We start from the raw sequence: 23,125 nt of genomic DNA, 5'->3' as shown, positions 1-23,125 counted from the left end.
GAACGCGTTCTAGAAACCGGTCATCAGAGCTCGGCGATGATCTCGGCACGCTTCGCCGCGTACTCGTCATCGGTGATCGAACCCGTGGCCCGAAGGGTTTCGAGCTCCTGAAGCCGTTGCGCAGTGGTCGGTTCCGGCGCCGCGGCGAGATACGGGGCGCCGGCCGGCACGGGCGGCGGTGGCGCCTGCTGCGCGACCGCGCGCCGGACGATCGCCTGCACCTGCTGCCGGGCGGCCGGGTTCGAACGAAGGTCGATCATGTGGTCGACGCCGATGCCGTGGGATTTGAGGACCTGCAGGATCTCCATCAACGGTTCGGTCTGCCCGGTGAGGTCGTAAGTCTGGTTGTCTTCGGAGATGGTGAAGGTCGCCGGCATCATCCCGCTCACCAAAGCACTGCGCTCCCAGTCGATCTGGTAGTCGTTGGTGATCGGATCGACCATCATCGCGAGTTGGCGGTTCGTGATCATCGGCAGCCTGCTCACCGACGCGACCACCTGATCCTGGGTCGAGAACGGGGTGATCCCGGGCCCGGACACCTGCAGGTCGATCTTCACCAGCGGCTGATCGTTGATCCGCGTGTTGGTCTCGTGGATACCCACGATCTGCCCCAGCGCGAGGACGCCCGTGGCCTCCAGCGCCTGCTTCTTCGCGGCCGACCGCGCACCGAAACCCGTGATCGCCAACGCGATCAGCACATCGGCGGCGGTGATCAGCAGACCCGTCCAGAACATCCACGCCAACAGCGGATCGGCTCCGGTGGCGAAGTAGATGACCAGGAAGATCGGGCCGACGATGCCGCACAACAGCACGAAGGCCTGAATCTTCACATATCGCCAGAACGTCGACATGGGTCAGATTATGACCCCAAAACAGCTCAGGAACCCGCAGTTACCTGCACGGGGTATGCCGGCAGCGGAGCTTGGCGCTGCGTGACGAGCTGATACAACGGGACCGTCCACGAATCCATCGCGCCGGCCTTGCGGGCATAGCTGGTGTGCACCGCGACCGCGGCCGGGTTCATCTCGTCCTCGGCGTCGGGGTCGTAGTCGCACACCGCATCACCGAGGTTGCACACGCTGATCGTGCGGGCGCCCATCGTCACCGGCAGAGGCGCGGGGGCGTGCGCGAGAATGGGCCAGTCCTGGGCGACGCCCTTACCCGCGCCGGGTACCGCCGTCACGGATCCGATGTTGACGGTGGGATCCTGCGGCAGACGGTCGCCGTCGGCGACGAGCAGCGCGGCGGCGAGGTTGGGGCTGGCGTCGAGCGAGTGCAGATTGCGGTGCACGACCATGGCGCCCTGCGAATAGCCGGCGAGGACCACCTGCGAGGTCGGGCACTGCGCGACGAAGGCCTGATACTGCTGGCCGAGCGCGGCCGTGCCGGTGTCGACGCTGCCCATGAAACCGGCCCAGTCCAGGATGCCGCCGTCTTCGGGTACCGCGACGGCCGGGTAGTTGACCGCTTCCGCGGTGATGGTTCGGCCGCTCTGCTGGATCAGGCCGGCGAAGTCGCGGTAGGACTTGGCGATCACACGCCCCATCCCGCCGTCGGCCGCACCCGCGCCGAGACGCTCACCGGAACCGGCGGCGCCGATCCAGTGCACGTCCGGACAGGCGGGTTGCGCAGGCTGTGCCGTCGCAACCCCTGCCGACATACCGATCATGGCTGCGCCACCCGCGAACACGGTTGCCGCGATTGCGGCTATGCCCTTGGGAAAGCGACTCGTGATGTTTCTCAATACCGAACCCTTACTTCGCGGCCGACCCCTCGACAGCCGTCGCGAAATACATCGGCGAATGGCAACGACCTGTTACAGCACTGACGAGCGCGCGCTGCGTGCCACGGATTGCGGCGCGTCGCCGTGCAGACGCGCGCGCTCGCGGTGCGACAGGACCAAACCCGGAAACGACAGTGGCGCCCACCCTTTCGGGTGAGCGCCACTGACGTTGGCAGAAACCTAGATCACTTGATGATCTTGGTGACGCGGCCGGCGCCGACGGTACGGCCACCCTCGCGGATCGCGAAGCGCAGGCCCTCGTCCATGGCGACGGGCTGGATCAGCTTGACGGCGATGTCGGTGTTGTCACCGGGCATCACCATCTCGGTGCCCTCGGGGAGGGTCACCACGCCGGTCACGTCCGTCGTACGGAAGTAGAACTGCGGACGGTAGTTGTTGAAGAACGGCGTGTGGCGGCCACCCTCGTCCTTGGACAGGATGTAGACGCTGCCCTCGAACTCGGTGTGCGGCGTGGTGGTGCCGGGCTTGACCACGACCTGGCCACGCTCGACGTCCTCACGCTTGATGCCACGGACCAGCAGGCCGACGTTGTCGCCCGCCTGGCCCTGATCGAGCAGCTTGCGGAACATCTCGACACCGGTGACCGTGGTCTTGGTGACGGTCGGGCGGATGCCGACGATCTCGACTTCCTCGTTCACGTTGATCACGCCACGCTCGACGCGACCGGTGACCACGGTGCCGCGGCCGGTGATCGTGAAGACGTCCTCGACGGGCATCAGGAACGGCTTGTCGGTCTCGCGAACCGGATCCGGGATGGACTCGTCGACAGCAGCCATGAGCTCCTGGACCGACTTGACCCACTTCTCGTCACCCTCGAGCGCCTTGAGGGCCGAAACCTTGACGACCGGGGCGTCCTCGTCGAAGTCCTGGGCGGCCAGCAGTTCGCGGACCTCCATCTCGACGAGCTCGATGAGCTCCTCGTCGTCGACCATGTCGGCCTTGTTCAGCGCGACCAGGATGTAGGGCACGCCGACCTGGCGGGCCAGCAGCACGTGCTCGCGGGTCTGCGGCATGGGGCCGTCAGTGGCGGCGACCACGAGGATTGCGCCGTCCATCTGGGCGGCACCGGTGATCATGTTCTTGATGTAGTCAGCGTGACCGGGTGCGTCGACGTGCGCGTAGTGACGCTTCTCGGTCTGGTACTCCACGTGGGAGATGTTGATCGTGATACCGCGCTGACGCTCCTCGGGCGCATTGTCGATCTGGTCGAATGCGCGCGACTCGTTCAAATCGGGGTACTGGTCGTGCAGCACCTTGGTGATTGCTGCAGTGAGAGTGGTCTTGCCGTGGTCAACGTGACCGATGGTCCCGATGTTGACGTGCGGCTTCGTCCGCTCGAACTTCGCCTTCGCCACTTCTGTGTCCTCCTGGACTTGTTGGTGCTTTTACTTAAGCAGGTGTGTTGATGTGTTCAGTTGTGTGGTCTGCGAACTTACCGGCTACTGACCGGTCGCCTTCGCGCCTGTGATGGCTCGACTCCGGTCCAGCTCCGCTCCTCGGCGCTGGCGCGCCTCGATGCTCACTGGCCCGTCGCCTTCGCGATGATCTCCTTCGACACGTTCGCCGGAACTTCGGCGTACGAGTCGAACACCATGGAGTAGTTGGCCCGGCCCTGGGTCTTCGACCGAAGGTCTCCGACGTAGCCGAACATCTCCGACAGCGGAACCTGCGCCTTGACGACACGGGCACCGCTGCGCTCCTCCATGGCCTGGATCTGACCACGGCGGGAGTTCAGGTCGCCGATCACATCGCCCATGTAATCCTCGGGCGTGATGACCTCGACGGCCATGATGGGCTCCAGGATCACCGGCTGCGCTGCCTGCGCGGCCTTCTTGAGCACCTGCGAGCCTGCCACCTTGAACGCCATTTCCGACGAGTCGACCTCGTGGAACGCGCCGTCGAGCAAGGTGACCTTGATGTTCACCAGCGGGTAGCCGGCGAGCACGCCGTACTGCATCGCGTCCTGAGCACCGGCGTCCACCGACGGGATGTACTCACGCGGGATGCGGCCACCGGTGACCTTGTTCTCGAACTCGTAGGTCGCACCGTCCTCGCCGCTGAACGGCTCGAGGTCGATGAGCACCTTCGCGAACTGGCCGGAGCCACCCGTCTGCTTCTTGTGGGTGAACTCGACCTTCTCCACCTTGCGGCGGATGGTCTCGCGGTAGGCCACCTGGGGCTTGCCGACGTTGGCCTCGACCTTGAACTCGCGACGCATGCGGTCGACGAGGATGTCGAGGTGGAGCTCGCCCATGCCGCCGATGACGGTCTGGCCGGTCTCCTGATCCAGGTGGACCTTGAAGGTCGGGTCTTCTTCGGCGAGCTTCTGGATCGCCGTACCCAGCTTCTCCTGGTCGCTCTTGGTCTTGGGCTCGATGGCCACCTCGATGACCGGATCCGGGAACGTCATCGACTCCAGCACGATCTGCTGGTTCGCGTCGCACAGCGTGTCACCGGTCGTGGTGTCCTTCAGGCCGATGACCGCGTAGATGTGGCCGGCCGACGCACGCTCGACAGGGTTCTCCTTGTTGGCGTGCATCTGGAACAGCTTGCCGAGACGTTCCTTCTTGCCCTTGGTCGAGTTGATGACCTGGGAGCCGGACTCGACGGTGCCCGAGTACACGCGCACGTAGGTCAGCTTGCCGAAGAACGGGTGCACGGCGATCTTGAACGCCAGCGCCGAGAAGGGCTCGTCGGTCGACGGCTTCCGGCTGATGACCTCGTCTTCCTTGTTGGGCACGTGGCCCGTCACGGACTCGACGTCCAGCGGCGACGGCAGGTAGTCGATGACGGCGTCGAGCATGGGCTGCACGCCCTTGTTCTTGAACGCACTTCCACACAGCACCGGGTACAGCTCGCTGGCCACGGTCAGCTTGCGGATCGCGCCCTTGATCTCGTCGATCGAGAGTTCCTCGCCACCGAAGTACTTCTCCAGCAGTGCCTCGTCGGTCTCGGCGACCGCCTCGATCAGCTTGGTGCGGTACTCCTCGGCCTTGTCGGCGAGGTCGGCGGGGATCTCCTCGACCTCGTACTTCTCACCGAGAGCCGTCTCGCCGCGCCACACCTTCGCCTTCATCTCGACCAGGTCGATGATGCCGATGAAGTCGTTCTCGGCGCCGATCGGCAGCTGGATGACCAGCGGACGGGCTCCGAGGCGCTCCTCGATGGTGCGCACGGTGAAGTAGAAGTCGGCGCCCAGCTTGTCCATCTTGTTGACGAAGCAGATGCGGGGCACGTCGTACTTGTCGGCCTGACGCCAGACCTGCTCGGACTGCGGCTCCACGCCCTCTTTGCCGTCGAACACGGCAACAGCGCCATCGAGAACGCGCAGCGACCGCTCCACCTCGACGGTGAAGTCGACGTGCCCGGGGGTGTCGATGATGTTGATCTGGTTCTGGTTCCAGAAACAGGTGACGGCAGCCGAGGTGATCGTGATACCCCGCTCCTGCTCCTGCTCCATCCAGTCCGTCGTCGAGGCACCGTCGTGCGTCTCACCGATCTTGTAGTTCACACCGGTGTAGTAGAGGATGCGCTCGGTCGTCGTCGTCTTGCCGGCATCGATGTGCGCCATGATGCCGATGTTGCGGACCTTGCTCAGGTCGGTAAGCACGTCCTGTGCCACGGCTAAATACCCACTCTTTCGCTTGCTCGATTGCTATCGGTGTTTGCGCCGGCACCCGCAGGCGCGGACATCACCAGCGGTAGTGCGCGAAGGCGCGGTTCGCCTCGGCCATCTTGTGGGTGTCTTCACGCCGCTTCACGGCGGCACCGAGGCCGTTGCTCGCGTCGAGGATCTCGTTCGCGAGGCGCTCGATCATCGTCTTCTCGCGGCGGGCCTTGGAGAAGCTGACCAGCCAGCGCAGCGCCAGGGTCACCGACCGGTCCGGACGAACCTCGACCGGGACCTGGTAGGTGGCGCCACCGACGCGACGGCTGCGAACCTCGAGCGACGGCTTGACGTTGTCCATGGCCCGCTTGAGCGTGACCACCGGGTCGGTGCCGGTCTTCTCCCGGGCCTGTTCGAGCGCACCGTAGACAATGCGCTCGGCGAGGGATTTCTTCCCGTCGAGCAGAACTTTGTTGACCAGCTGGGTGACCAGCTGCGACCCGTAGACCGGATCGTTGACCAACGGACGCTTGGGTGCGGGTCCCTTGCGCGGCATCAGCTCTTCTCCTTCTTCGCGCCGTAGCGGCTGCGGGCCTGCTTGCGGTTCTTGACGCCCTGGGTGTCCAGCGAGCCGCGGATGATCTTGTAGCGCACGCCGGGGAGGTCCTTCACACGACCGCCGCGCACCAGCACCATCGAGTGCTCCTGCAGGTTGTGGCCTTCACCCGGGATGTAGGCGGTGACCTCGACCGCGCTGGTCAGGCGCACGCGCGCGACCTTGCGAAGCGCCGAGTTCGGCTTCTTCGGGGTCGTGGTGTACACGCGGGTGCACACGCCGCGACGCTGCGGGCTGCCCTTGAGGGCCGCGGTCTTCACCTTGGCGATCTTGTCGCGGCGACCCTTACGGACCAGCTGGTTGATGGTTGGCATGTACCGGCTTTCTCTGTGCTCGTCTTGCTACGTCTTAAGTTCTCTGTACTGCTGTTATGCCCGCGCCCGCTCCCCCGCGTCCGGGCGTGTCGCAGGCGGCCGCCGACGTTTCTCGGATAATTTCCAAGGCATCCCACGGAGGCGGGACGGCGGATTCTGCCCGGCGTGCAGGCATGCTGATGCCCCGGTGAGGACACAAGCGCCCTATCTGCCAGGCACGAACGTCCACAATACCAGCCGGGCATACCTCGACAAAACCCGCTGACCTGCAGATCCCTGGAAAAGACTCAGCGCGTCTGCATTCCGGCGGCCAGTCGCATCACCATGTCGGTGAACACCGCGTCGGTGTCGATCCCGTTCATCACACCGGTCATCTCCAGCAGCACGAAACCGTGCATCGCCGACCAGAACTCCAGGGCCGCGTAGAAACCGGCCTCGTCGTCGAGGCCGTACGAGGACAGCACCGCGATCACCGGCGCCGCGGCCGCACGGGTCACCTCGGTGAACTCGGGATCGTCTCCGCCGCCGAGCGGCATCCGGGTGAACGCCGAGTAGCGGCCGGGATGGTGATGGGCGTAGCTGCGGTAGGCGCTGGCCATCACGACGACGGCGTCATCGGGGTTGCGGCCCTGCGCCACGGTGTTGAGCATGTCGATGATGTCGCCGACGACGCGCATCCGCACCGTGCGGCGCAGGTCGTCGAGGCTGTGCACGTGGTTGTACAGCGACGGGCCCTTGGTGCCGAGCTGATTGGCCAGCGCGTTGATCGTCAGCGCGTCCCAACCCTCGCGGTCCAGGAACGTCAGCGCGGCGTTGACGATGGAGTCACGGCTCAGCTTCGCCGTACGCGGCGGCCGAGCTGCCATGTCCCCATCCCCCTCGATAGATCAGGTCACCCAGGCAGCGCCCGGACAGCGAGCACTCTAGTTCACCCGCTGTTGGCTCAGCTGCGCCAGTTGTTCGACGACCGGGCACAGGTCGGGCATCGTCGCCGAGTTCATCGTCTGGATCGACCACGTGATCACATCACCGCCCTTGGCGACGTAGATGCTGCACGCGGAGTCGTCGAACGCCTTGAAACCCTCGTTGTCGTCGATCGACCACTCGGTCAGGGTCCGACCGGCGAGCTGTTCGAGGTCCCGCTCGGTGTCCATGTCACTGCCGCGATACCACCAGGTCGTGATGCCCATCCCGGCTCCGACGTCCTCGATCATGGTGTCCTCCTGCCAGAAGCACCCCACATCGCTGACGACGGCCGGCGCGAACATCCCCGGGCCGGCAGCTCTGGCGACGTCGGCGTCGGTGACACCGTTGCAGTCCGCGCTCTCGAAACCGTCCCCGGGCGCCGCCGGGGACGACGGCGGCGTCACCGGACGGTCGGGCGCGCCGCATCCGGCGAGCAGAGCGCCGAGGCTCAGCGCCGCCGCGAGGCGGGCGGCAGATCCGGCCGTCACGTCACATGTCCGAGCGTAGGGTCGCCGAGAGCAGCTTCTCGGCCTCGGCGCACGGGTCGCCGGCCGACTCCCGGCCGCGGTACTGCACCCACCAGGCCAGTACGCCGCTGCCCGCGGCGGCGGTCGCCGAACATGCCGCCCCGGTGGTGTCGCGACGCGCGAGGAACGCCTGATGACGTTCGATGACGGTGTCCTCGACGACGGCGCCGCGGGCGGTCGCGATGTCGCGCTCACGCTGCAGCGTGCCGGCGTCGAACCAGGAGTACACGACGTCGATGGTCGTGGCGTCCGGCGCGGACTCCAGGGCCAGGACGTACTGACATACGGCGCCGCTGTAGGGCCGCGTCACCACGTCGGCGCCGAGCAGTTCCTGCACGGTGCCGTCCTCCAGCAGACCGCAGCGGTCGTCGACGTAGCCGTAGCTGCGGTCGGCATCCGGGACGTTCGCCTGCGCGCTCTGGGCGGTTCCGGTGACGGTGTGGGCGCAGCTCGTCGCGGTCGCCGCCGCCGAGACCGCCACCAGAAAAGGAAATGCCACACGGTCCACACGCTGGAGCATCGCCGCTCACGGTACCCGTCTGCGTGATCGCCGACAGTGCGAGCGAGCGACGTCGTAGGCTGCCTGTGTGACTGCAACCGCCGCTGGACGGGTCCTGGCCGTGAGTGCGCTGTCGGCAGCTGCCGCGCTGATGTCGACGTCGCCGGTGGCGCAGGCCGAGAACGGCGACACCCACATCACCGGTGTCGGCGTCGTCCGCACGATCGACTGCAAGGACTCCACACTTTTCGTCAACGGGAACGGAAATCAGGTCTTCGCGATCGGCAACTGCTACGCGGTCACGGTGCAGGGCTCCTCGAACCTCGTCGTCGTCGACAGCGTCGCCAACGACATCACGGTGTACGGGTGGGATCAGAAGGTCTTCTACAAGAACGGCTCCCCCTTCGTCTGGGACCGCGGCCGCGAATTGGGGATGACCAACCAGATCAATCGGGTACCCGCCTGACCATGACGTCGTGTCGTGCTCGTGTGATCGGTGTTCTCGGTGCCGCCGCGGTGGCCCTCGCGGGGTGCAGCTTCGGGGGCGGCGACGATCCGACGGTCACCGCCGGAACGTCGGGCGCGCAGGTCGAGATCGGCAACACCATCAACTACGGGTCGTTCGGCACGACCGCGGAGATCGACTGCGCCGACGGCAAGTCGGTCAACGTGGGCGGCTCCAACAACACGCTGACGGTCAAGGGCACGTGCGCCAAGGCCAACATCGGCGGAGCGGACAACAAGATCGACTTCGAGAGGGTCGAGACCGAACTGTCGGTGGTCGGGCTCAACAACACCGTCACCTACCGCGACGGTGACCCGCAGGTCAACGACACCGGCAGCAACAACACCATCACCAAGGGTTAAGTTTTCGCGCCGTGCCGTCCGGCGCCCGCGCATCGACGAAATTCGCACTTCCGCGCCGTTTTGGCTAACTCCGCACTACCCTTCCGAGTCGGGAGGGAGCGCGAATGGAGAACGAACGCACCAAATACGCCGCCTGTCCGTTGTGCGAGTCCGGTGAGATCTCCGCCCTGGCGACCGTGAACTGCACCGGGCACGCGATGTGGCGTGAACCGTTGGAGCCGAACATCACGTGGATGCAGTGCGGGACCTGCGATCACGTCTTCACCGACGGGTTCTTCACCGAGGCGGCTCTGGACGTCTTGTTCGGCAACACCCAGGACATGCAGATCGTCGGCAACGACATCGAGTACCACCGGAACATCTCCGCCAAGATGGTGCAGCGCGTCGTGGAAGCACTCGGTTTGCCGAACGACCGGCTGTGGCTGGATATCGGTTTCGGCAACGGCTCACTGCTGATGACAGCCAAGGAGTTCGGCTTCGATGTCTTCGGTATCGATCTCAGGAAGAAGAACGTCGAAGACCTGAATGCCTGCGGCTTTTCGGCCTACCACGGCACCCTGCGGTCGGCGGCGTCGGAAGTCACCTTCAACTCGCGGCCCTCGGTGATCAGCATGGCTGACGTGGTGGAGCATGAACCGTACCCGCTCGAAACGCTGCGTACCGCACGCGAACTCATCAGCTCGCCGGGCATGCTGTTGATTTCCATGCCGAACGCCAGTGCGCCGCTGTGGCATTACTGGAACGCGACCGACCAGAATCCGTACTGGCATGAGATCGAGCACTATCACAATTTCACGCGGGAACGGCTGTACGACGTGCTGCGCGACAGCGGTTTCGAGCCGCGCCACTACGCGATCAGCGAACGTTACCGCTGCTGCATGGAGGTCCTTGCCGCGACGGCGTAGGCGGTCACGCGCTCGTGCCGTGGCGTCCCGCCCCCGCGCTGAACCGCTTCGCGCCGACCAGGGATTCGGCGGCCACCCGTGACAGGCTGGCGAACTCCGCGTCCATCGCATCGGCTTCCGACAGACCCCACTGATTGAGCACGGACAACCGATCCGACCTCAGACACTGCTGCGGCAGCCTCGCCAGCTCCGCTGCCAGGTCCTCGGCGTGCCGTCTGGCTTCTCCCTTCGGCACGACGCGATTCGCAAGACCTATCGCCAAAGCCTCCTCCGCCTCGACAGGGCGGCCCGTCAAGATCAGGTCCATCGCGCGGCTGTGTCCGATCAGACGCGGAAGTCGAACCGTGCCACCGTCGATCAACGGCACACCCCATCGCCGGCAGAACACACCCATGACCGCGTCCTGCTCGACGACCCGAAGGTCGCACCACAGCGCCAACTCCAAGCCGCCGGCGACAGCGAAGCCGCTGATCGCGGCGATCACGGGTTTCGACAACACCATCCGGGTCGGCCCCATCGGCCCCGGGCCGGTCCGATGGGTGGGATTGGACTCCGGCGTGCCGATGGCCTTGAGATCGGCTCCGGCGCAAAAAGTTCCGTTGTCTCCCCAGAGAACCGCCACCGCCGCCGACTCATCCTTGTCGAACGCGTCGAAGGCCGCGTAGAGCTCCGATGCCGCCGTCCCGTGAACGGCGTTGCGCGCGTGAGGGCGATTCATGATCACTGTGGTCACCGGCCCGCGCTTCTCGACCCTGACCCCGCCGGAATCACTCATCTCGCCTCCATCAGATCGATACCGTCGCGCCGCGAGACCAGTTCGGCGGCGAAGTTCTCATAGGCGCTGCGCAGTGCCGCCCCGGGCCAGTGCGGCGGAAGCAGAGCGTCGGGGAGCACCGGATCGGTCAACAGGTGACGAATCATCGCGGCCGCGACGACGAAACGGCCCGGGACATCTGCAGCGTCAGCCATCTCGCCGAGCAGGTCGTGGCCGATGGCGCCCCATTTCGGTAGGTCCCACAGCTTCTGTGCGAGTTCCTCCGGGTCCTCGTCGCAGGCCCGCAGAATCCTCACCCGCGACATCACCTCAGCATCGAGAGCGATCTCGATGTTGTCGGGCCTCATCCACACGCCCTCGCGGAGCTCGGCAAAACGCTTCTCCTGCAGACTGTTCCGCAGTGCTGATCGAGCTCGCGCATCGTTGCCGACGCTGGTGATCACGACGGTCCTCCACATTCCGTCCCAGTCCGTCCGCCGCGGGCTGAGGGCGTCGTCCTGGCGACGCTGACGCGCCAGCAGCCGGTCCGAAAGCCGATAGCCGTCCTTCGAACGGACCAGATCACCCGCTGTGACCATGCGGGTCAACGCGACCCGCACCGTGGATTCCCGGATGTCGAAGTCCCCGGCGAGCCGGACCAACTCAGCCGCGGAGGCCGACGCGGGGTGGGCGCCGAGCAGCACGCTCAGCACGACGGAACGGGCCGTCAGCGGCCGGATCACCACCGGCAGATCACCGGCAGGCTCACGCCTTCACCATCGCGCGCTCGATGACCGGCGCCAGATCCAATCCGACCGGCAGCGTCCCGAACGCGCCACCCCACTGGCCGCCGAGCCTGCTGGCGAGGAACACCTCGGCCACCGCGGGATGCCCGTGCCGCACCAACAGCGAGCCCTGCAGCGCCAACGAGATGTCTTCGGCGACCCGACGGGCCCGGTACTCGATGGCGTCGATGTCCGAGAGTTCGAGCCGCAGGCGGTGTACGTGGGCGTCCAGGCGCGGGTCCTGCCCGTCCGTCTCGGCGAGCTCGCCGAAAAGGACCTCGATACATTCGGGCCGGGTTGCCATCGCGCGCAGGGCATCCAGCGCGCTCACATTGCCCGACCCTTCCCAGATCCCCATGAGCGGGGCCTCCCGGTACAGGCGCGCCATCCCGAAATCTTCGACGTATCCGTTGCCGCCGAGACACTCCATCGCCTCTGCGGCGTGCGGGGTCGCGCGCTTACAGACCCAGTACTTGGCTGCCGCCAAACCGATTCTGCGCAAGAGCGTTTCACGTTCGTCACCGCGCACGGCGCGATCGGTGGCACCGGCCATCCGCATCGCGAGCATGGTGGCGGCCTCCGCCTCGACGGCGAGATCGGCGAGCACATTGCGCATCAAAGGCTGATCGATCAGGTAGCGGCCGAAGGCCTTGCGGTGCTGAGCATGATGGACGGCGCGCATGAGCCCGTTGCGCATACTCGTCGCGCTGCCCAAGGTGCAGTCCAGGCGCGTCAAATTGACCATCTCGATGATCGTCGGCACACCGCGCCCCTCCTCCCCGACCAGCCACGCCGTCGCGCCGTCGTACTCCACCTCGCTGGAGGCGTTGGCGTGATTCCCCAGCTTGTCCTTCAGTCGCTGCAGGAACATGCGATTGCGGGTGCCATCGGGCAGGATTCGCGGAAGGAAGAAGCAACTCAGTCCGCCGGGGGCCTGTGCCAGCACCAGAAAGATGTCGCACATCGGCGCCGAGGTGAACCACTTGTGCCCGGTGAGCCGATAGGTTCCATCTCCATTGGCACGGGCTTCGGTGGTACCTGCCCGGACGTCGGAGCCACCCTGCTTTTCCGTCATCGACATACCGGCGGTGATGCCCGGCTTCGTCGTCGGCACCCGCAGTTCAGCGTCATAGACGCGACTGGTGAGCAGCGGTTCGTAGACCGCTGCCAGGTCGGGATTGTGCCGCAGCGCGGGCACCACCGCATACGTCATCGAGATCGGACAGAGGTGGCCCGGCTCCGGCGTCCACACCGAGGTCTTGGCCGCGCGGACGACGTGCGCGCCGACACGGTCGTCGGCCCACGGTGCCGCGTGCAATCCGTGGGTGACCGCGACGTTCATCAGCTCGTGGTAGGACGGATCGAACTCCACCTCGTCGACACGGTGCCCGTAGCGATCATGGGTCCGCAGCATCGGCCTGTTGCGATCGGCGAGTTCACCCCACCGCACAGCGGTGACGCTGCCGGCAAGTGCACCCAGATCCGCGACGTCGTCCGCGCCCCATCCACCGCCCTCGCGGATCAGCGCCTCGGCGAGGACCGGCGACGACGCGGGGTTGAAGTTCTCCAGCGGCGGGACCTGATTGATGACGGCATGGGTGTCAGGCACAGACACACTGTTACATCATTCCCACAATCGCACAAGAACCGTAATGCCCGCTATCTGACGCAGAGCTGGGCGAGCTTGTTGCGGCTTTCCTCGGCTTCGCGATAGCGACCCGCCTGGAGATCGTTGTCGTTCGCCACACCGGCCAAGGCGTTCAGGCCGAGTTGCTGCAATGTGTTGCCGAACGACCGGGCGGTATCGGCGACGTCCTTCGGCGCGTCCTCGCTGATCTGACTCAACAGGTAGTCGCCTCCGCCCAGCATGGCCAGGCGGGCGTTGGCCGCCACAGCTTCGATAGCGGCCGGATCGGCTCCGACGTTGGCGTTCGTCTGCAGTTGAACGGCCATGGCCACGGCATGCCCCGCGGTGCAGATACGGTCCTTGGGGTCGCCCGTCAGAGGCACACCTTCAGACGACACCGACGACGGCTCGGGCGCACTCACGAGTGCCCACACCGCGATACCCACCGCGATCAGCGACACCACCAGGGCGATCGGGGTGAGCGGCGAAGTCTGGCGCGAGACTTTCTGGGGAACTCTCGACACTCGAGATTCGGCGTTCGAGTCGCGTTCGTCTTCTTTGGGATCGGCCACGTGGCGATGTTAAGGGCATTCGAGCGCGCGTCAGGGCGTGATGTCGAAATAGGTGCAGATCGCGACCCGAACGTCACCGGAAGTTTCGTTCCTTCGCAACAGAAGTGTTGTGTATTGTCAGCCGGCGGGGGAATTTTCAGTATTTCGAGGGGTTCTTGTGTCCATAGATACGGCTTACATGCGCGACGCCATGACGCGGCGCCTGCTTCGGCGCGGCGCTTCGACAGGCCAGATAACCCTGCCGGCGGTACCGGGAATGCTGGACCAATACGTTTCCATGTGCAACAACATTTTCGCCGCGCTGGGCCGCAAGTTCTCCAGGGACGAACTCGATCACCTGCGGTCACTGCTGGCCAAGGAACTGGCGAATGCTTTCGCGGGGTCCAACCGGTCCAACATCGTCATCAGCTATGACGCTCCGATCGGCACCACGCTGAACTATTTCATTCAGCCGCAAGCGATGTCACTCGCCGACACCTACGACAACTGGGTCGCAACGCGCAAACCCCCGCTGTTCGGCACGAACCCCGACGCCCGGGTCATGGCACTCGCCAACGAGATCGCCGATCCGGCGGCCGGACGAGTTCTCGACATCGGCGCAGGGACCGGCCGAAATGCGCTCGCCCTGGCCCGCCGTGGCCACCCTGTCGACGCCGTGGAGCTGACCTCCAAGTTCGCCGACATCCTCCGGGCCGAGGCTTACAAGCACCTCTTCAACATCCGCGTCATCGACCGAGATGTCTTCGAAACCATGGATGATCTGCGCAAGGACTACCAACTGGTCATCCTGTCCGAGGTCGTATCCGACTTCCGGAACGCTATGCAGTTGCGTGCCATCTTCGAGCTGGCGTCGGAATGCCTGGCTCCGGGCGGACATCTCGTCTTCAACACGTTCGTGCCGCGCCCCGGCCTCCTGTCCGATGACGCAGTCCGGGAGCTCGCGGATGCGGCACGCGAATTCGGACAGCAGGTCTACACAAGCATATTCACCGGCGAGGAGATCGATACGGCGTCGGCCGGCCTCCCTCTGCGCCTGCTCACCAACGACTCGGTGTTCGAGTACGAGCAAGCGAATCTGCCGGCCGGGTGCTGGCCTCCGACGGGCTGGTATGCGGATTGGGTGAGCGGGCTCGACCTCTTCGACGTCCCCCGGGAACAGTCGCCGGTCGAGATGCGCTGGCTGGTCTATCAGAAAACCGGTTAGTACTCGTGTCTGCACGGACGCCGACGATCTGCCTGAACATGATCGTTCGCAACGAGGCCCACATCGTCCACGAGGTGCTCGACTCCGTCGCCCCGTAAATCAGCTCCTGGGTCATAGTGGACACCGGCTCCGATGACGGCACCCAGGACAAGATCCGGAATCACATGGCGGCTCTGGGCATTCGGGGAGAACTGCACGAGCGCCCCTGGCGCGATTTCGGGCATAACCGCTCCGAGGCGATCTCCCTCGCGCAGGGGCACGCGGACTACATCTGGGTGATGGACGCCGACGACCTGGTAGTGGGCACACCGGATTTCAGCAATCTGACCGCCGATGTCTACCAGCTCCTCTACGGCCCCGGCGTCTCCTACTGGCGACGTCAGCTCTTTCGCGACGGGCTGCCGTGGCGCTACGTCGGCGTTCTCCATGAGTACGCCGACTGCGACGTTCCGTGCGTCGAGGAACGCCTGGCCGGCGACTACCACATCGAGTCACGGCGCCTCGGCGGGCGCAACCTCGACCCGGAAAAGTACGCGCGTGACGCCGAGATCCTGCTGGCTGAGGTCCAACGCCATCCCGACGATCCTCGGTCGGTCTTCTACCTGGCTCAGAGTTACTACGATTACGGCGATTTCGAGAACGCGCGGAGATGGTATCGACGCCGCACCGAGCTCGCCGGCTTCGACGAAGAGCTCTACACGTCCTACCAGCGTGTTGCAGAGTCGATGGCCCGCCTCGGCGAGCCGTGGCCGGACGTCCAGGATGCGTATCTGCGCGCGTGGGAGTTCCGTCCGACCCGGGCCGAGCCGCTGCATGCGATCGCTCACCACTACCGGAGCGATCAGCGCTACCAGCTGGGATACTTCTTCGCCGAGCGGGCCGCCCGGATACCGCTGCCCGAACAGGACGTGCTCTTCGTGAACACCGCCGTCTACGAGTGGTGTGCGGTCGACGAACAGGCCGTGTGCGCATCGTGGATCGGTAAACACAAGGAGGCCTTCGCCCTCTGTCGGCAGATGCTCGCCCGCGCCGACATCTCCGACGAGGATCGCCGTCGAATCGCGGCGAATCGCGACTGCTCCGCAGGTCCGATGATCGAGGCCGCGCTGGCCTACCCGGCGACGTCGGTGCGTGGATGGGGCGTTCGGATCGGCGGCGACGTCACCATCACCCTGATCGCCGGACGGAGCCGCGAGACCACCGAGCGGACGTTGAACTCGTTCCTCAATTGCTGTACCGATGTTTCCCGGCTGGCGCGGACGCTGATCGTCGACGTCGGCCTGGAACCGGAAGATGTTGCTTTACTTGCTGATTCGTATCCTTTCGTCGAGTTTCGGAAGTTACCGCCGAATCTGGACCTCCGGCAACTCCGCGCCCAGGTCGAGACCCGGTACTGGCTTCACCTGGGGATGGGCTGGCAGTTCTTCGCTCCCGACGATCTCATCGGACGGTTGGCAGGGGTTGTGGAGTCAGGGGCTGAATTCGTTCAGGTCGGTATCAACTACGGCGATGCGGACAAGCTCGGCGATGGCCAGGTGCCCGAACAATCGGCGCGACGCGAGGCGCCCGGGGGCCACTACGTGCTCGCCGGCACACCCGTCAGTGGCCCGGCCCTGTTCGATTGCCTGCGACTGGACTCCGCGCTGGCCAAGGATGTTGACTCGAGAGTGACCATCGCCGAGCTGGGCCGCCATGCCGATGAAACCGGTTTGACGATCGCCACCCTCGACGAGGTGCTGTGCACTCGGCAACTCTGAACACGCCTGAGCAGGGGTGAGACGATGAACGAACCAGTCCAGCACGACATCCAGATGGGCAAGGATGTCGGTCGGCTGCTTCTGCGGTGCGCCGACCGACCCGGGCTCGTCGCCGCGGTCAGCACGTTTCTCGCCGAGGCCGGCGCGAACATCATCTCGCTGGATCAGCATTCCACGCAGCAGACCGGTGGAACGTTCATGCAGCGCACCATCTTTCACCTACCGGGACTGACGGCGGCTCGGGATGCGCTGGAGCGCGACTTCGGTGAGAGGGTCGCTGACGTGTTCGGTATGGACTTCCGGCTCACGGAGGCCGCGAAACCGAAGCGCGTGGCCATCATGGCGTCCAAGGAAGACCACTGCTTGATCGATCTTCTGTGGCGAAACCGTCGAGGCGAGTTGGACATGTCGGTGGTGATGGTCATCGCCAACCATCCGGATCTCGCCGACCAGGTCCGTCCATTCGGCGTGCCGTTCATCCACGTGCCTGCCCGCAAGGACATCCGGGAGAGCGCCGAACAGCGACAGCTCGATCTACTCCGCGGGAATGTCGATCTCGTCGTGCTGGCTCGCTATATGCAGATCCTCACCCCGTCCTTCATCGACCAGGTCGGTTGCCCCCTCATCAACATCCACCACTCGTTCCTTCCGGCCTTCATCGGTGCCTCTCCATACCGACGGGCGCGGGAGCGGGGCGTCAAACTCGTCGGGGCCACCGCGCATTACGTCACCGATGACCTCGATGAAGGACCGATCATCGAACAGGATGTGGTACGCGTCGATCACCGGCACAGCGTGGACGACCTCGTGCGCCTGGGCGCGGACGTCGAACGCGCCGTCCTGTCCCGCGCAGTGTTGTGGCACTGTGAGGATCGTGTGATCCGCTTCGGAAACCAGACCATCCGTCTCTGACTCGGGAGCGCTACCCGAGATCCCTCGTCACACAACGACTTTCCCGGTGACATGAATCGGCCCCCTCCCGAAGGAGGGGGCCGATCCCGTTCAACTCACCGACTAGTCGTCGCCGCTGGCTCCGTTGGAACCACCAGCGCCGCCTGCGCCGCCGCTGCCTCCGGACCCACCTGCGCCGCCGTCGCCGCCTTCGCCGCCGGTGGTGCCGCTGCCTGCGGTGCCCGGGCTACCGGGGCTACCGGCCTCGCCGGCCTCGCCGGCCTTGCCGGCCTTGCCAGCGGCGCCGCCGGCACCGTTGGCACCGTTGCTGCCGGTCGAACCGGTGGCACCGGCCGCGCCGGTCGCACCGTCGTCACCGAAATCGACGCCTGCCTTGCCGGCCGCACCGGTTGCACCCTGAGCGCCCTGCGCACCGGTTGCACCGGCCGCACCGCTGGCGCCGGCCGCACCGGTCGCACCGTTGGTGCCGGCCTTGCCGTTGCCGCCGAACAGACCGCCCTTACCGGCACTGCCGGCCTGGCCGCCCGCGCCGCCTGCGCCACCCGTGCTGCCACCGGGGCCACCTGCGCCTCCGGCACCGCCAGCGCCACCGGTACCGCCGGCACCGCCGTCGCCACCGTCGCCGCCCGCGCCGCCGACGCCAGGCGCACCGCCGGTGCCACCTGCACCGCCCGTGCCGCCCGCACCGCCGACACCACCGACACCGCCGGTGCCTCCCGTGCCGCCGAGGCCGGCCGCGCCACCAGTGCCACCGGTTCCACCGGCGCCGCCGGTACCACCCGTGCCACCCTGGCCTCCGGTGCCACCGACACCGGCGCCGGTTCCGGTGCCGGTTGCGCCACCGGTGCCACCGGCACCGCCCACGCCGCCCGTGCCTCCGTTGCCGCCGTTGCCGCCGGTACCGCCCGTGCCGCCGTCGCCGCCGGTACCACCGACGCCGCCCGTGCCGCCCGTGCCGCCCTGACCACCGGTTCCACCGGTGCCGCCCGTGCCGCCCGTGCCGCCCGTGCCGCCGGTGCCGCCGGTGCCGCCCGTGCCGCCCTGGGCGCCGGTGCCGCCGGTGCCGCCCGTGCCGCCCGTGCCGCCCGTGCCGCCGGCGCCGCCGGCGCCGCCCGTGCCGCCCGTGCCGCCGTTACCGGCGTTGCCGCCCTTGCCGAACAGGCTGAACAGACCGGCATTGCCGCCGTTGCCGCCCTTGCTGCCGACGCCGCCGGTCGAGCCCGCACCGCCGATGCTGAGCGAGGCCGAACCGGTACCGCCGACACCGCCGACGCCACCAGCGCCACCGGCCAGGCCCTTGCCACCCTTCAGACCCGGCAGGCCCTGCAGACCGGTGTTACCGGTGGCGCCTGCGCCACCGTTACCGCCCTGATTTCCGGCTCCACCGGTGCCGCCAACGCTTCCGGCTTTGCCGGTAGCACCGACTCCGCCGACGCCGCCCGCTTCACCCGCATCGCCCGCTCCACCGAGGAAGCCGACTCCGCCGTTTCCGCCGGAACTTCCGGTCACACCCGCCGCGCCTGCGGCGCCGGGAGCACCGGCCGCGCCGGAAGCACCGTCGTCACCGTCCTCGCCGACAGTGCCCACAGCGCCCGCCGCACCCGTGGCGCCAGTGCTGCCCACGGTGCCCGGAGTGCCGATGGCACCCACGGCGCCGGAGGCGCCGATGTCCGGCAGGCCGGGCAGATCCGGCAGGTCTCCGTTAGCCCGGATTTTGCGTGGTAATTGGTGTGGGTTCGGTGTGATGCCGAGTTGTGTTGTTGGGTAGTGGTTTTCGTGTGGTGGCGTAGAGGTGCTGTCCCGTGTCGCCGGGTGGGGCGGGCTTTCCTGGGGCCTGTGGGTCCTTCATCGTTGATGGGTCCGATGGGGTGGGGTGTTATCCGAAGGCGGTGCGGACGCGGTGCCAGGCGGCGGCGATCGCCGCCGCCCAGCGCCAGGTGGCATCGATGCGTAGCCGCAGTTGGCGGGCGCCGCGGGTGATACGGGCGGCCACGTGCAGGACCCGGTAGCGGAACGTGGTGATCTCGACGCGGGCCAGAGCGCGATCGCTGGCGAACCCGATGAGGCGGGTCCAGGTGACCAGGTCAGCGGCGGCCAGGACGATTTCGAGCCAGGCAGCATTGGCCCAGAAGGAGTGGCAGGGCAGGTTACGCAGCCCGGTGGCTTTGAGTTCGCGGATACGGTCCTCGACGCGGGCGTGCTGGCGGTGCCGTAGTTCCAGACCGGCGACCTGACCGGGTACGACACCCGGTGGTGTGTCGGTGATGAACGCGGTGACCCGCATGCCGTCGGCGTCGGTGAACCGCAACTGCGCGCCGGGGTGGGGGCGTTCTTTACGCAGGATCAGCCGGGTCCCTTCGGGCCAGGAGGCCAGGTTGACCAGGTCGGTGGCTTCAGCGACCCACGCGCCGTCGCGGATCCCGCCGTCGGTGTCGATCGCTGGATACCAGCAATCGCCGAGGTTGAGGGTGTCCACGGCGTCCTGGACGCGGGTATCGACGGGGTACCCGAAGGAGAACCCGGCCCCGGCGGCCCGGCACGCTGCGGCGAATTTGTGGGTGGATCCGGCGGTATCGCAGCGCACCAACACCTTCGGGGCCTCGGGGTTGTCGGGATCGTCGGGGTTGGGCCGCCACGCCGCTGGCAGCGATGCCAAAGCCTGGTGCAGGACGATGATGTGGTCGGAGGCGGTGTTGGAGCCGGCGTTACCGTTGCGCAGCAACCCGGCCAGGGCTTCGCCGCCGGCGATGTCGGGGCGGTCCAGAAACGCCAGCAGCGGGTGCAGCCCGAACGTTTTCTTCCAGGTCGGCGCAGCCCCGGCCTTGTTGTCGGAGTGATCGATCACCAGCGTGGCATCGATGTCGATATGCAGCCAGCCGCCGGTGGTGGGGGCGGCTCCGACAGCCCAGGCCGCTGCCCGCGCCGCGGCTCGGGCTGCGCGCACCCCGGGTAGATGCGCGGCATCGATCCGCTCATCGATCAGCCGCCACATGGTGGTCGTTGAGGCCTTGGCCCCCAGGACGTGCTCCCGGTCACCGCACAGCTGACCGACCGCGTCGATGCAGTCCGCGCCGTCGGCGACCGCGGCCGCCAGATCAGCGAACACCTCCCCAGGCGCATACACCCACGGGCCGCGGTAGGTGTCGGCCAACGCGGCCGTGACCTGCGCCGATAAGCCGGTCCGGTCGGCAAGCTCACGCAGCATGCCCATCCCGGCATGCGACACAACGCCATGGCCGTCGGCGGAAACTTTCACCGGCGATGCCGCCGCGATATTCTTCACCTGCGAAGTGCCTTCCCGTCAGGGTTTTTGAACCGTAGAGAAGTCCAATTATTCCTTGCAGGACAGGCACTTTCGCTTATCTACACACCCCCACAGTCAACATTCCACGAAAAATCCGGGTTAGGAACGGCCGTGCCCCAGCCTCCGACGACGCCGCTGGCCGCACCGGCCGCACCGGCCGCACCGGCCGCGCCGGGCGCGCCGACCGCACCGGCTGTACCGACGACACCCCAGTAGCCGTTGCCACCGTTGCCGCCGTTGCCGCCGAACAGGCCGCCGTTGCCGCCGTTGCCGCCGTCGACGCCGGCGATGGTGCTGTTCCAGCCGTTACCGCCGTTGCCGAACAGGATGCCGCCGGCCTGGCCGTTCGGGTTCTCCGCGGTGCCGTCGGCGCCGTTGCAGATCAGGCCGCAGGCGCGGCTGTAGTCGACGGCGTTGGCGAGCGCGTTCGTCGACGGCGCCGCCCCTCCGCCGAAGTTGACCACGTACCACGGCTCGGAGGCATCCGACCCCGTCGACGTCAATTGAATGGCGGCGGTCACGGGGCCCGGGCCCCTGGAGGCGCCAGGAACATCATCCCGGCAGCCAACATGCCTGCACCGGCAAGGCCGGTTGTGATTACAGGGCGGACCACACTCTTGGTACCGCCAGACTTTTGCTTACGTCGATTGGACAAGGCCAACAACCCCCTACTGAGAAACCCGATCGGAGCCTGCAGGAACGCAGACGCACGGAAATTAGCACCCGGAAATCGCTGTTCGAAGGTTTTCTGCACACGAATTTCCGCAGTACTTGCATTCGCAACTAGACCGTCGGCCGTTTATGTGCAAACGCAACTATTTTCGTTGCCGTAAGTTTGCTAGACACCCTCTTCAACCGTAGAGAAATGGCAGGTCACAGGCCATGGACAAGTCATCTGACTCGTGCATTGTGCGAACAATCCCGCCTGCACCGTGGGGAGATTTTGACACCCGTCAAACTGAGATTTTCGAGCAAATTGGTTTGGTGTTGCGATCCGCGAAATACCCGCGCTGCTCGCAACGTGCCGGACGCCGCAGTTCGTCAGTGACCGCGAGGGAGCCGTGCCCTCGATTCCGTTTTGCGACAATGGAGCCCAGCCGAATCCCGCAGGTCGAGGTGCCGGCGCGACGCCGGCCGACAGCAAACCTTCCTGCCACGCGGGCATGGTTGCCTGCCGGTCCGGAGTCACCCCCACCAGTGCAGAAAACGAAAAGAACGGCGTCCGACGTGTATACCGCGGCTCGACGTCCGGATTGCGACAAGTTCGCGGTGTGCCGCGGTCAGCGGAAGGCCCGCCGGCCCGGCACGCAGGTCTCCTGGGCCGGACCTGTGGACCAACTAGCTGACGTGCTCCCGCAGAAACGCGATGTCGTCCTTGCGGCCGTCGTCCGACGTCTCGCAGATCACCGGCGCGCCCGCGGCGGTGACCACAGCAACGAGCAGTTGCGGGTCGATCTGCCCCGTCCCGAAATTCGCGTGCCGATCCGCGCCCGATCCCGCGGCGTCACGCGAATCGTTGCAGTGGACGAGATCGATCCGGCCCGTGATGCCCTTGATCCGCTCGACCGCATCGATCAGCGCCTCCCCCGCGGCCCAGGCGTGGCAGGTGTCGAGACAGAATCCGATGCCCATGTCCCCGATGTGGTCCCACAGCCGCGCGATCGTGTCGAAGTGGCGTGCCATCGCGTGGTCGCCACCCGCGGTGTTCTCCAGATAGACGGGGACGTCGGTCTTGAGGCTCGCCAGCGCCTTCACCCAGCGCTCGAACCCGGCGTCCATGTCGTTGTCGTCGGCATGACCGCCGTGCACGATCACCGCAGTGGCGCCGATGTCCGAGGCGGCATCGCAGGTGTCCTGCAAGATCTTTCGGGATGGGATCCGCACCCGATTGTTCGCCGAGGCGACATTGATGAGATACGGAGCATGTACGTAGATCGGCATCGATGCCGCTTTCAGCACGTCAGCGTCGTCGCGCGGCGGCGGCTTCTTCCAACTCTGCGGATTGCCGAGGAAGAACTGGACGACGTCAGCGCCGTCCGCCTCTGCCGCGGCCAGGGGGTCATCGCCGTGAACATGGGAACCGATCAGCACCCCGCCGAGTCTAG

General features: G+C 66.4%; 22 protein-coding genes and 1 pseudogene. 6 read left to right on the top strand and 17 right to left on the bottom strand.

The window, feature by feature from the left end; all coding sequences use genetic code 11:
- Positions 1-23: 23 nt before the first annotated feature.
- The 9 genes from DYE23_RS05590 to DYE23_RS05550 form a co-directional block, all read right to left on the bottom strand.
- The gene (locus DYE23_RS05590) at positions 24-851 is read right to left on the bottom strand and encodes an SHOCT domain-containing protein (RefSeq protein WP_115326722.1); all 828 of its coding nucleotides are present in this window, start codon (positions 849-851) and stop codon (positions 24-26) included.
- A 26-nt stretch (positions 852-877) separates the two neighbouring features.
- A complete protein-coding gene (locus DYE23_RS05585) occupies positions 878-1,669 on the bottom strand; it encodes a cutinase family protein (protein ID WP_011895898.1) in 792 nt (263 codons plus the stop codon).
- 299 nt (positions 1,670-1,968) lie between these two features.
- Entirely contained in the window at positions 1,969-3,159 is a 1,191-nt protein-coding gene (gene tuf, locus DYE23_RS05580) for an elongation factor Tu (RefSeq protein ID WP_011895899.1), read from the bottom strand.
- 164 nt (positions 3,160-3,323) lie between these two features.
- The gene (gene fusA / locus DYE23_RS05575; RefSeq protein ID WP_011895900.1) at positions 3,324-5,426 is read right to left on the bottom strand and encodes an elongation factor G; all 2,103 of its coding nucleotides are present in this window, start codon (positions 5,424-5,426) and stop codon (positions 3,324-3,326) included.
- A 70-nt stretch (positions 5,427-5,496) separates the two neighbouring features.
- Positions 5,497-5,967 (bottom strand): 30S ribosomal protein S7, encoded by a 471-nt coding sequence (gene rpsG, locus DYE23_RS05570; protein ID WP_011895901.1) that lies wholly within the window; start codon positions 5,965-5,967, stop codon positions 5,497-5,499.
- Entirely contained in the window at positions 5,967-6,341 is a 375-nt protein-coding gene (rpsL, locus tag DYE23_RS05565; protein WP_003929602.1) for a 30S ribosomal protein S12, read from the bottom strand. The genes rpsG and rpsL overlap by 1 nt, the downstream gene beginning before the upstream one ends.
- A 287-nt stretch (positions 6,342-6,628) precedes the next feature.
- Positions 6,629-7,207, bottom strand: a complete 579-nt coding sequence (locus DYE23_RS05560; RefSeq protein WP_011895902.1) for a TetR/AcrR family transcriptional regulator — start codon at positions 7,205-7,207, stop codon at positions 6,629-6,631.
- Between the two features lie 57 nt (positions 7,208-7,264).
- Positions 7,265-7,795 carry a DUF3558 domain-containing protein gene (locus tag DYE23_RS05555; protein WP_011895903.1) on the bottom strand — a complete coding sequence of 177 codons (531 nt, stop codon included), beginning with the start codon at positions 7,793-7,795 and terminating at the stop codon, positions 7,265-7,267.
- A gap of 1 nt (position 7,796) precedes the next feature.
- The gene (locus DYE23_RS05550; RefSeq protein WP_115326721.1) at positions 7,797-8,354 is read right to left on the bottom strand and encodes a DUF3558 domain-containing protein; all 558 of its coding nucleotides are present in this window, start codon (positions 8,352-8,354) and stop codon (positions 7,797-7,799) included.
- Positions 8,355-8,484: 130 nt separating this feature from the next.
- On the opposite strand from DYE23_RS05550, the gene DYE23_RS05545 reads away from it, so the two are divergent.
- From DYE23_RS05545 to DYE23_RS05535, 3 genes are all read left to right on the top strand, one after another.
- Positions 8,485-8,799, top strand: a complete 315-nt coding sequence (locus DYE23_RS05545) for a DUF3060 domain-containing protein (protein WP_099962841.1) — start codon at positions 8,485-8,487, stop codon at positions 8,797-8,799.
- 2 nt (positions 8,800-8,801) lie between these two features.
- Positions 8,802-9,200, top strand: coding sequence for a DUF3060 domain-containing protein (locus DYE23_RS05540; RefSeq protein WP_099962558.1), 399 nt, complete (start codon positions 8,802-8,804; stop codon positions 9,198-9,200).
- 212 nt (positions 9,201-9,412) lie between these two features.
- Entirely contained in the window at positions 9,413-10,105 is a 693-nt protein-coding gene (locus tag DYE23_RS05535) for a class I SAM-dependent methyltransferase (protein WP_216701222.1), read from the top strand.
- A 4-nt stretch (positions 10,106-10,109) separates the two neighbouring features.
- Here DYE23_RS05535 and DYE23_RS05530 read toward each other — a convergent pair whose 3' ends face one another.
- Genes DYE23_RS05530 through DYE23_RS05515 form a run of 4 tightly spaced genes read right to left on the bottom strand, consistent with a single transcriptional unit; the run spans position 10,110 to position 13,843 of the window.
- Complete coding sequence (locus DYE23_RS05530) at positions 10,110-10,880, bottom strand: crotonase/enoyl-CoA hydratase family protein (RefSeq protein ID WP_013472723.1); 771 nt, start codon at positions 10,878-10,880, stop codon at positions 10,110-10,112.
- The gene (locus tag DYE23_RS05525; protein WP_099962840.1) at positions 10,877-11,599 is read right to left on the bottom strand and encodes a PaaX family transcriptional regulator C-terminal domain-containing protein; all 723 of its coding nucleotides are present in this window, start codon (positions 11,597-11,599) and stop codon (positions 10,877-10,879) included. The genes DYE23_RS05530 and DYE23_RS05525 overlap by 4 nt, the downstream gene beginning before the upstream one ends.
- A gap of 25 nt (positions 11,600-11,624) precedes the next feature.
- The gene (locus DYE23_RS05520; RefSeq protein WP_172527713.1) at positions 11,625-13,253 is read right to left on the bottom strand and encodes an acyl-CoA dehydrogenase family protein; all 1,629 of its coding nucleotides are present in this window, start codon (positions 13,251-13,253) and stop codon (positions 11,625-11,627) included.
- Between the two features lie 50 nt (positions 13,254-13,303).
- The gene (locus DYE23_RS05515; protein WP_013472726.1) at positions 13,304-13,843 is read right to left on the bottom strand and encodes a DUF1090 domain-containing protein; all 540 of its coding nucleotides are present in this window, start codon (positions 13,841-13,843) and stop codon (positions 13,304-13,306) included.
- A gap of 178 nt (positions 13,844-14,021) precedes the next feature.
- Here DYE23_RS05515 and DYE23_RS05510 point away from each other — a divergent pair, with 178 nt between their 5' ends.
- The 3 genes from DYE23_RS05510 to purU all read left to right on the top strand — a co-directional run bounded on the left by DYE23_RS05510 (position 14,022) and on the right by purU (position 17,716).
- On the top strand, positions 14,022-15,047 hold the full coding sequence (locus DYE23_RS05510; RefSeq protein WP_081460750.1) for a class I SAM-dependent methyltransferase: 1,026 nt from the start codon (positions 14,022-14,024) through the stop codon (positions 15,045-15,047).
- 116 nt (positions 15,048-15,163) lie between these two features.
- The gene (locus DYE23_RS05505) at positions 15,164-16,804 is read left to right on the top strand and encodes a glycosyltransferase (protein ID WP_235660337.1); all 1,641 of its coding nucleotides are present in this window, start codon (positions 15,164-15,166) and stop codon (positions 16,802-16,804) included.
- A gap of 24 nt (positions 16,805-16,828) precedes the next feature.
- The gene (purU, locus tag DYE23_RS05500) at positions 16,829-17,716 is read left to right on the top strand and encodes a formyltetrahydrofolate deformylase (RefSeq protein WP_013472729.1); all 888 of its coding nucleotides are present in this window, start codon (positions 16,829-16,831) and stop codon (positions 17,714-17,716) included.
- Positions 17,717-17,818: 102 nt separating this feature from the next.
- Here the strand turns inward: purU and DYE23_RS05495 are convergent.
- The 4 genes and pseudogenes from DYE23_RS05495 to DYE23_RS05480 form a co-directional block, all read right to left on the bottom strand.
- Positions 17,819-19,381 (bottom strand): annotated as a pseudogene (locus DYE23_RS05495) (PGRS repeat-containing protein); the annotation flags it as partial.
- Positions 19,382-19,592: 211 nt separating this feature from the next.
- Positions 19,593-20,999 (bottom strand): IS1380 family transposase, encoded by a 1,407-nt coding sequence (locus DYE23_RS05490; RefSeq protein WP_016341434.1) that lies wholly within the window; start codon positions 20,997-20,999, stop codon positions 19,593-19,595.
- Between the two features lie 80 nt (positions 21,000-21,079).
- Entirely contained in the window at positions 21,080-21,541 is a 462-nt protein-coding gene (locus tag DYE23_RS31710) for a PGRS repeat-containing protein (RefSeq protein ID WP_264033008.1), read from the bottom strand.
- Positions 21,542-22,358: 817 nt separating this feature from the next.
- Positions 22,359-23,111, bottom strand: coding sequence for a deoxyribonuclease IV (locus DYE23_RS05480; protein WP_013472731.1), 753 nt, complete (start codon positions 23,109-23,111; stop codon positions 22,359-22,361).
- Positions 23,112-23,125: the final 14 nt, after the last annotated feature.

Origin of the sequence: Mycolicibacterium gilvum (genome assembly GCF_900454025.1) — a bacterium.
Lineage (GTDB): Bacteria > Actinomycetota > Actinomycetes > Mycobacteriales > Mycobacteriaceae > Mycobacterium > Mycobacterium gilvum.
The sequence above is the reverse complement of the archived record's forward strand: the minus strand, read 5'-3'. Positions and strand labels throughout refer to the sequence as shown.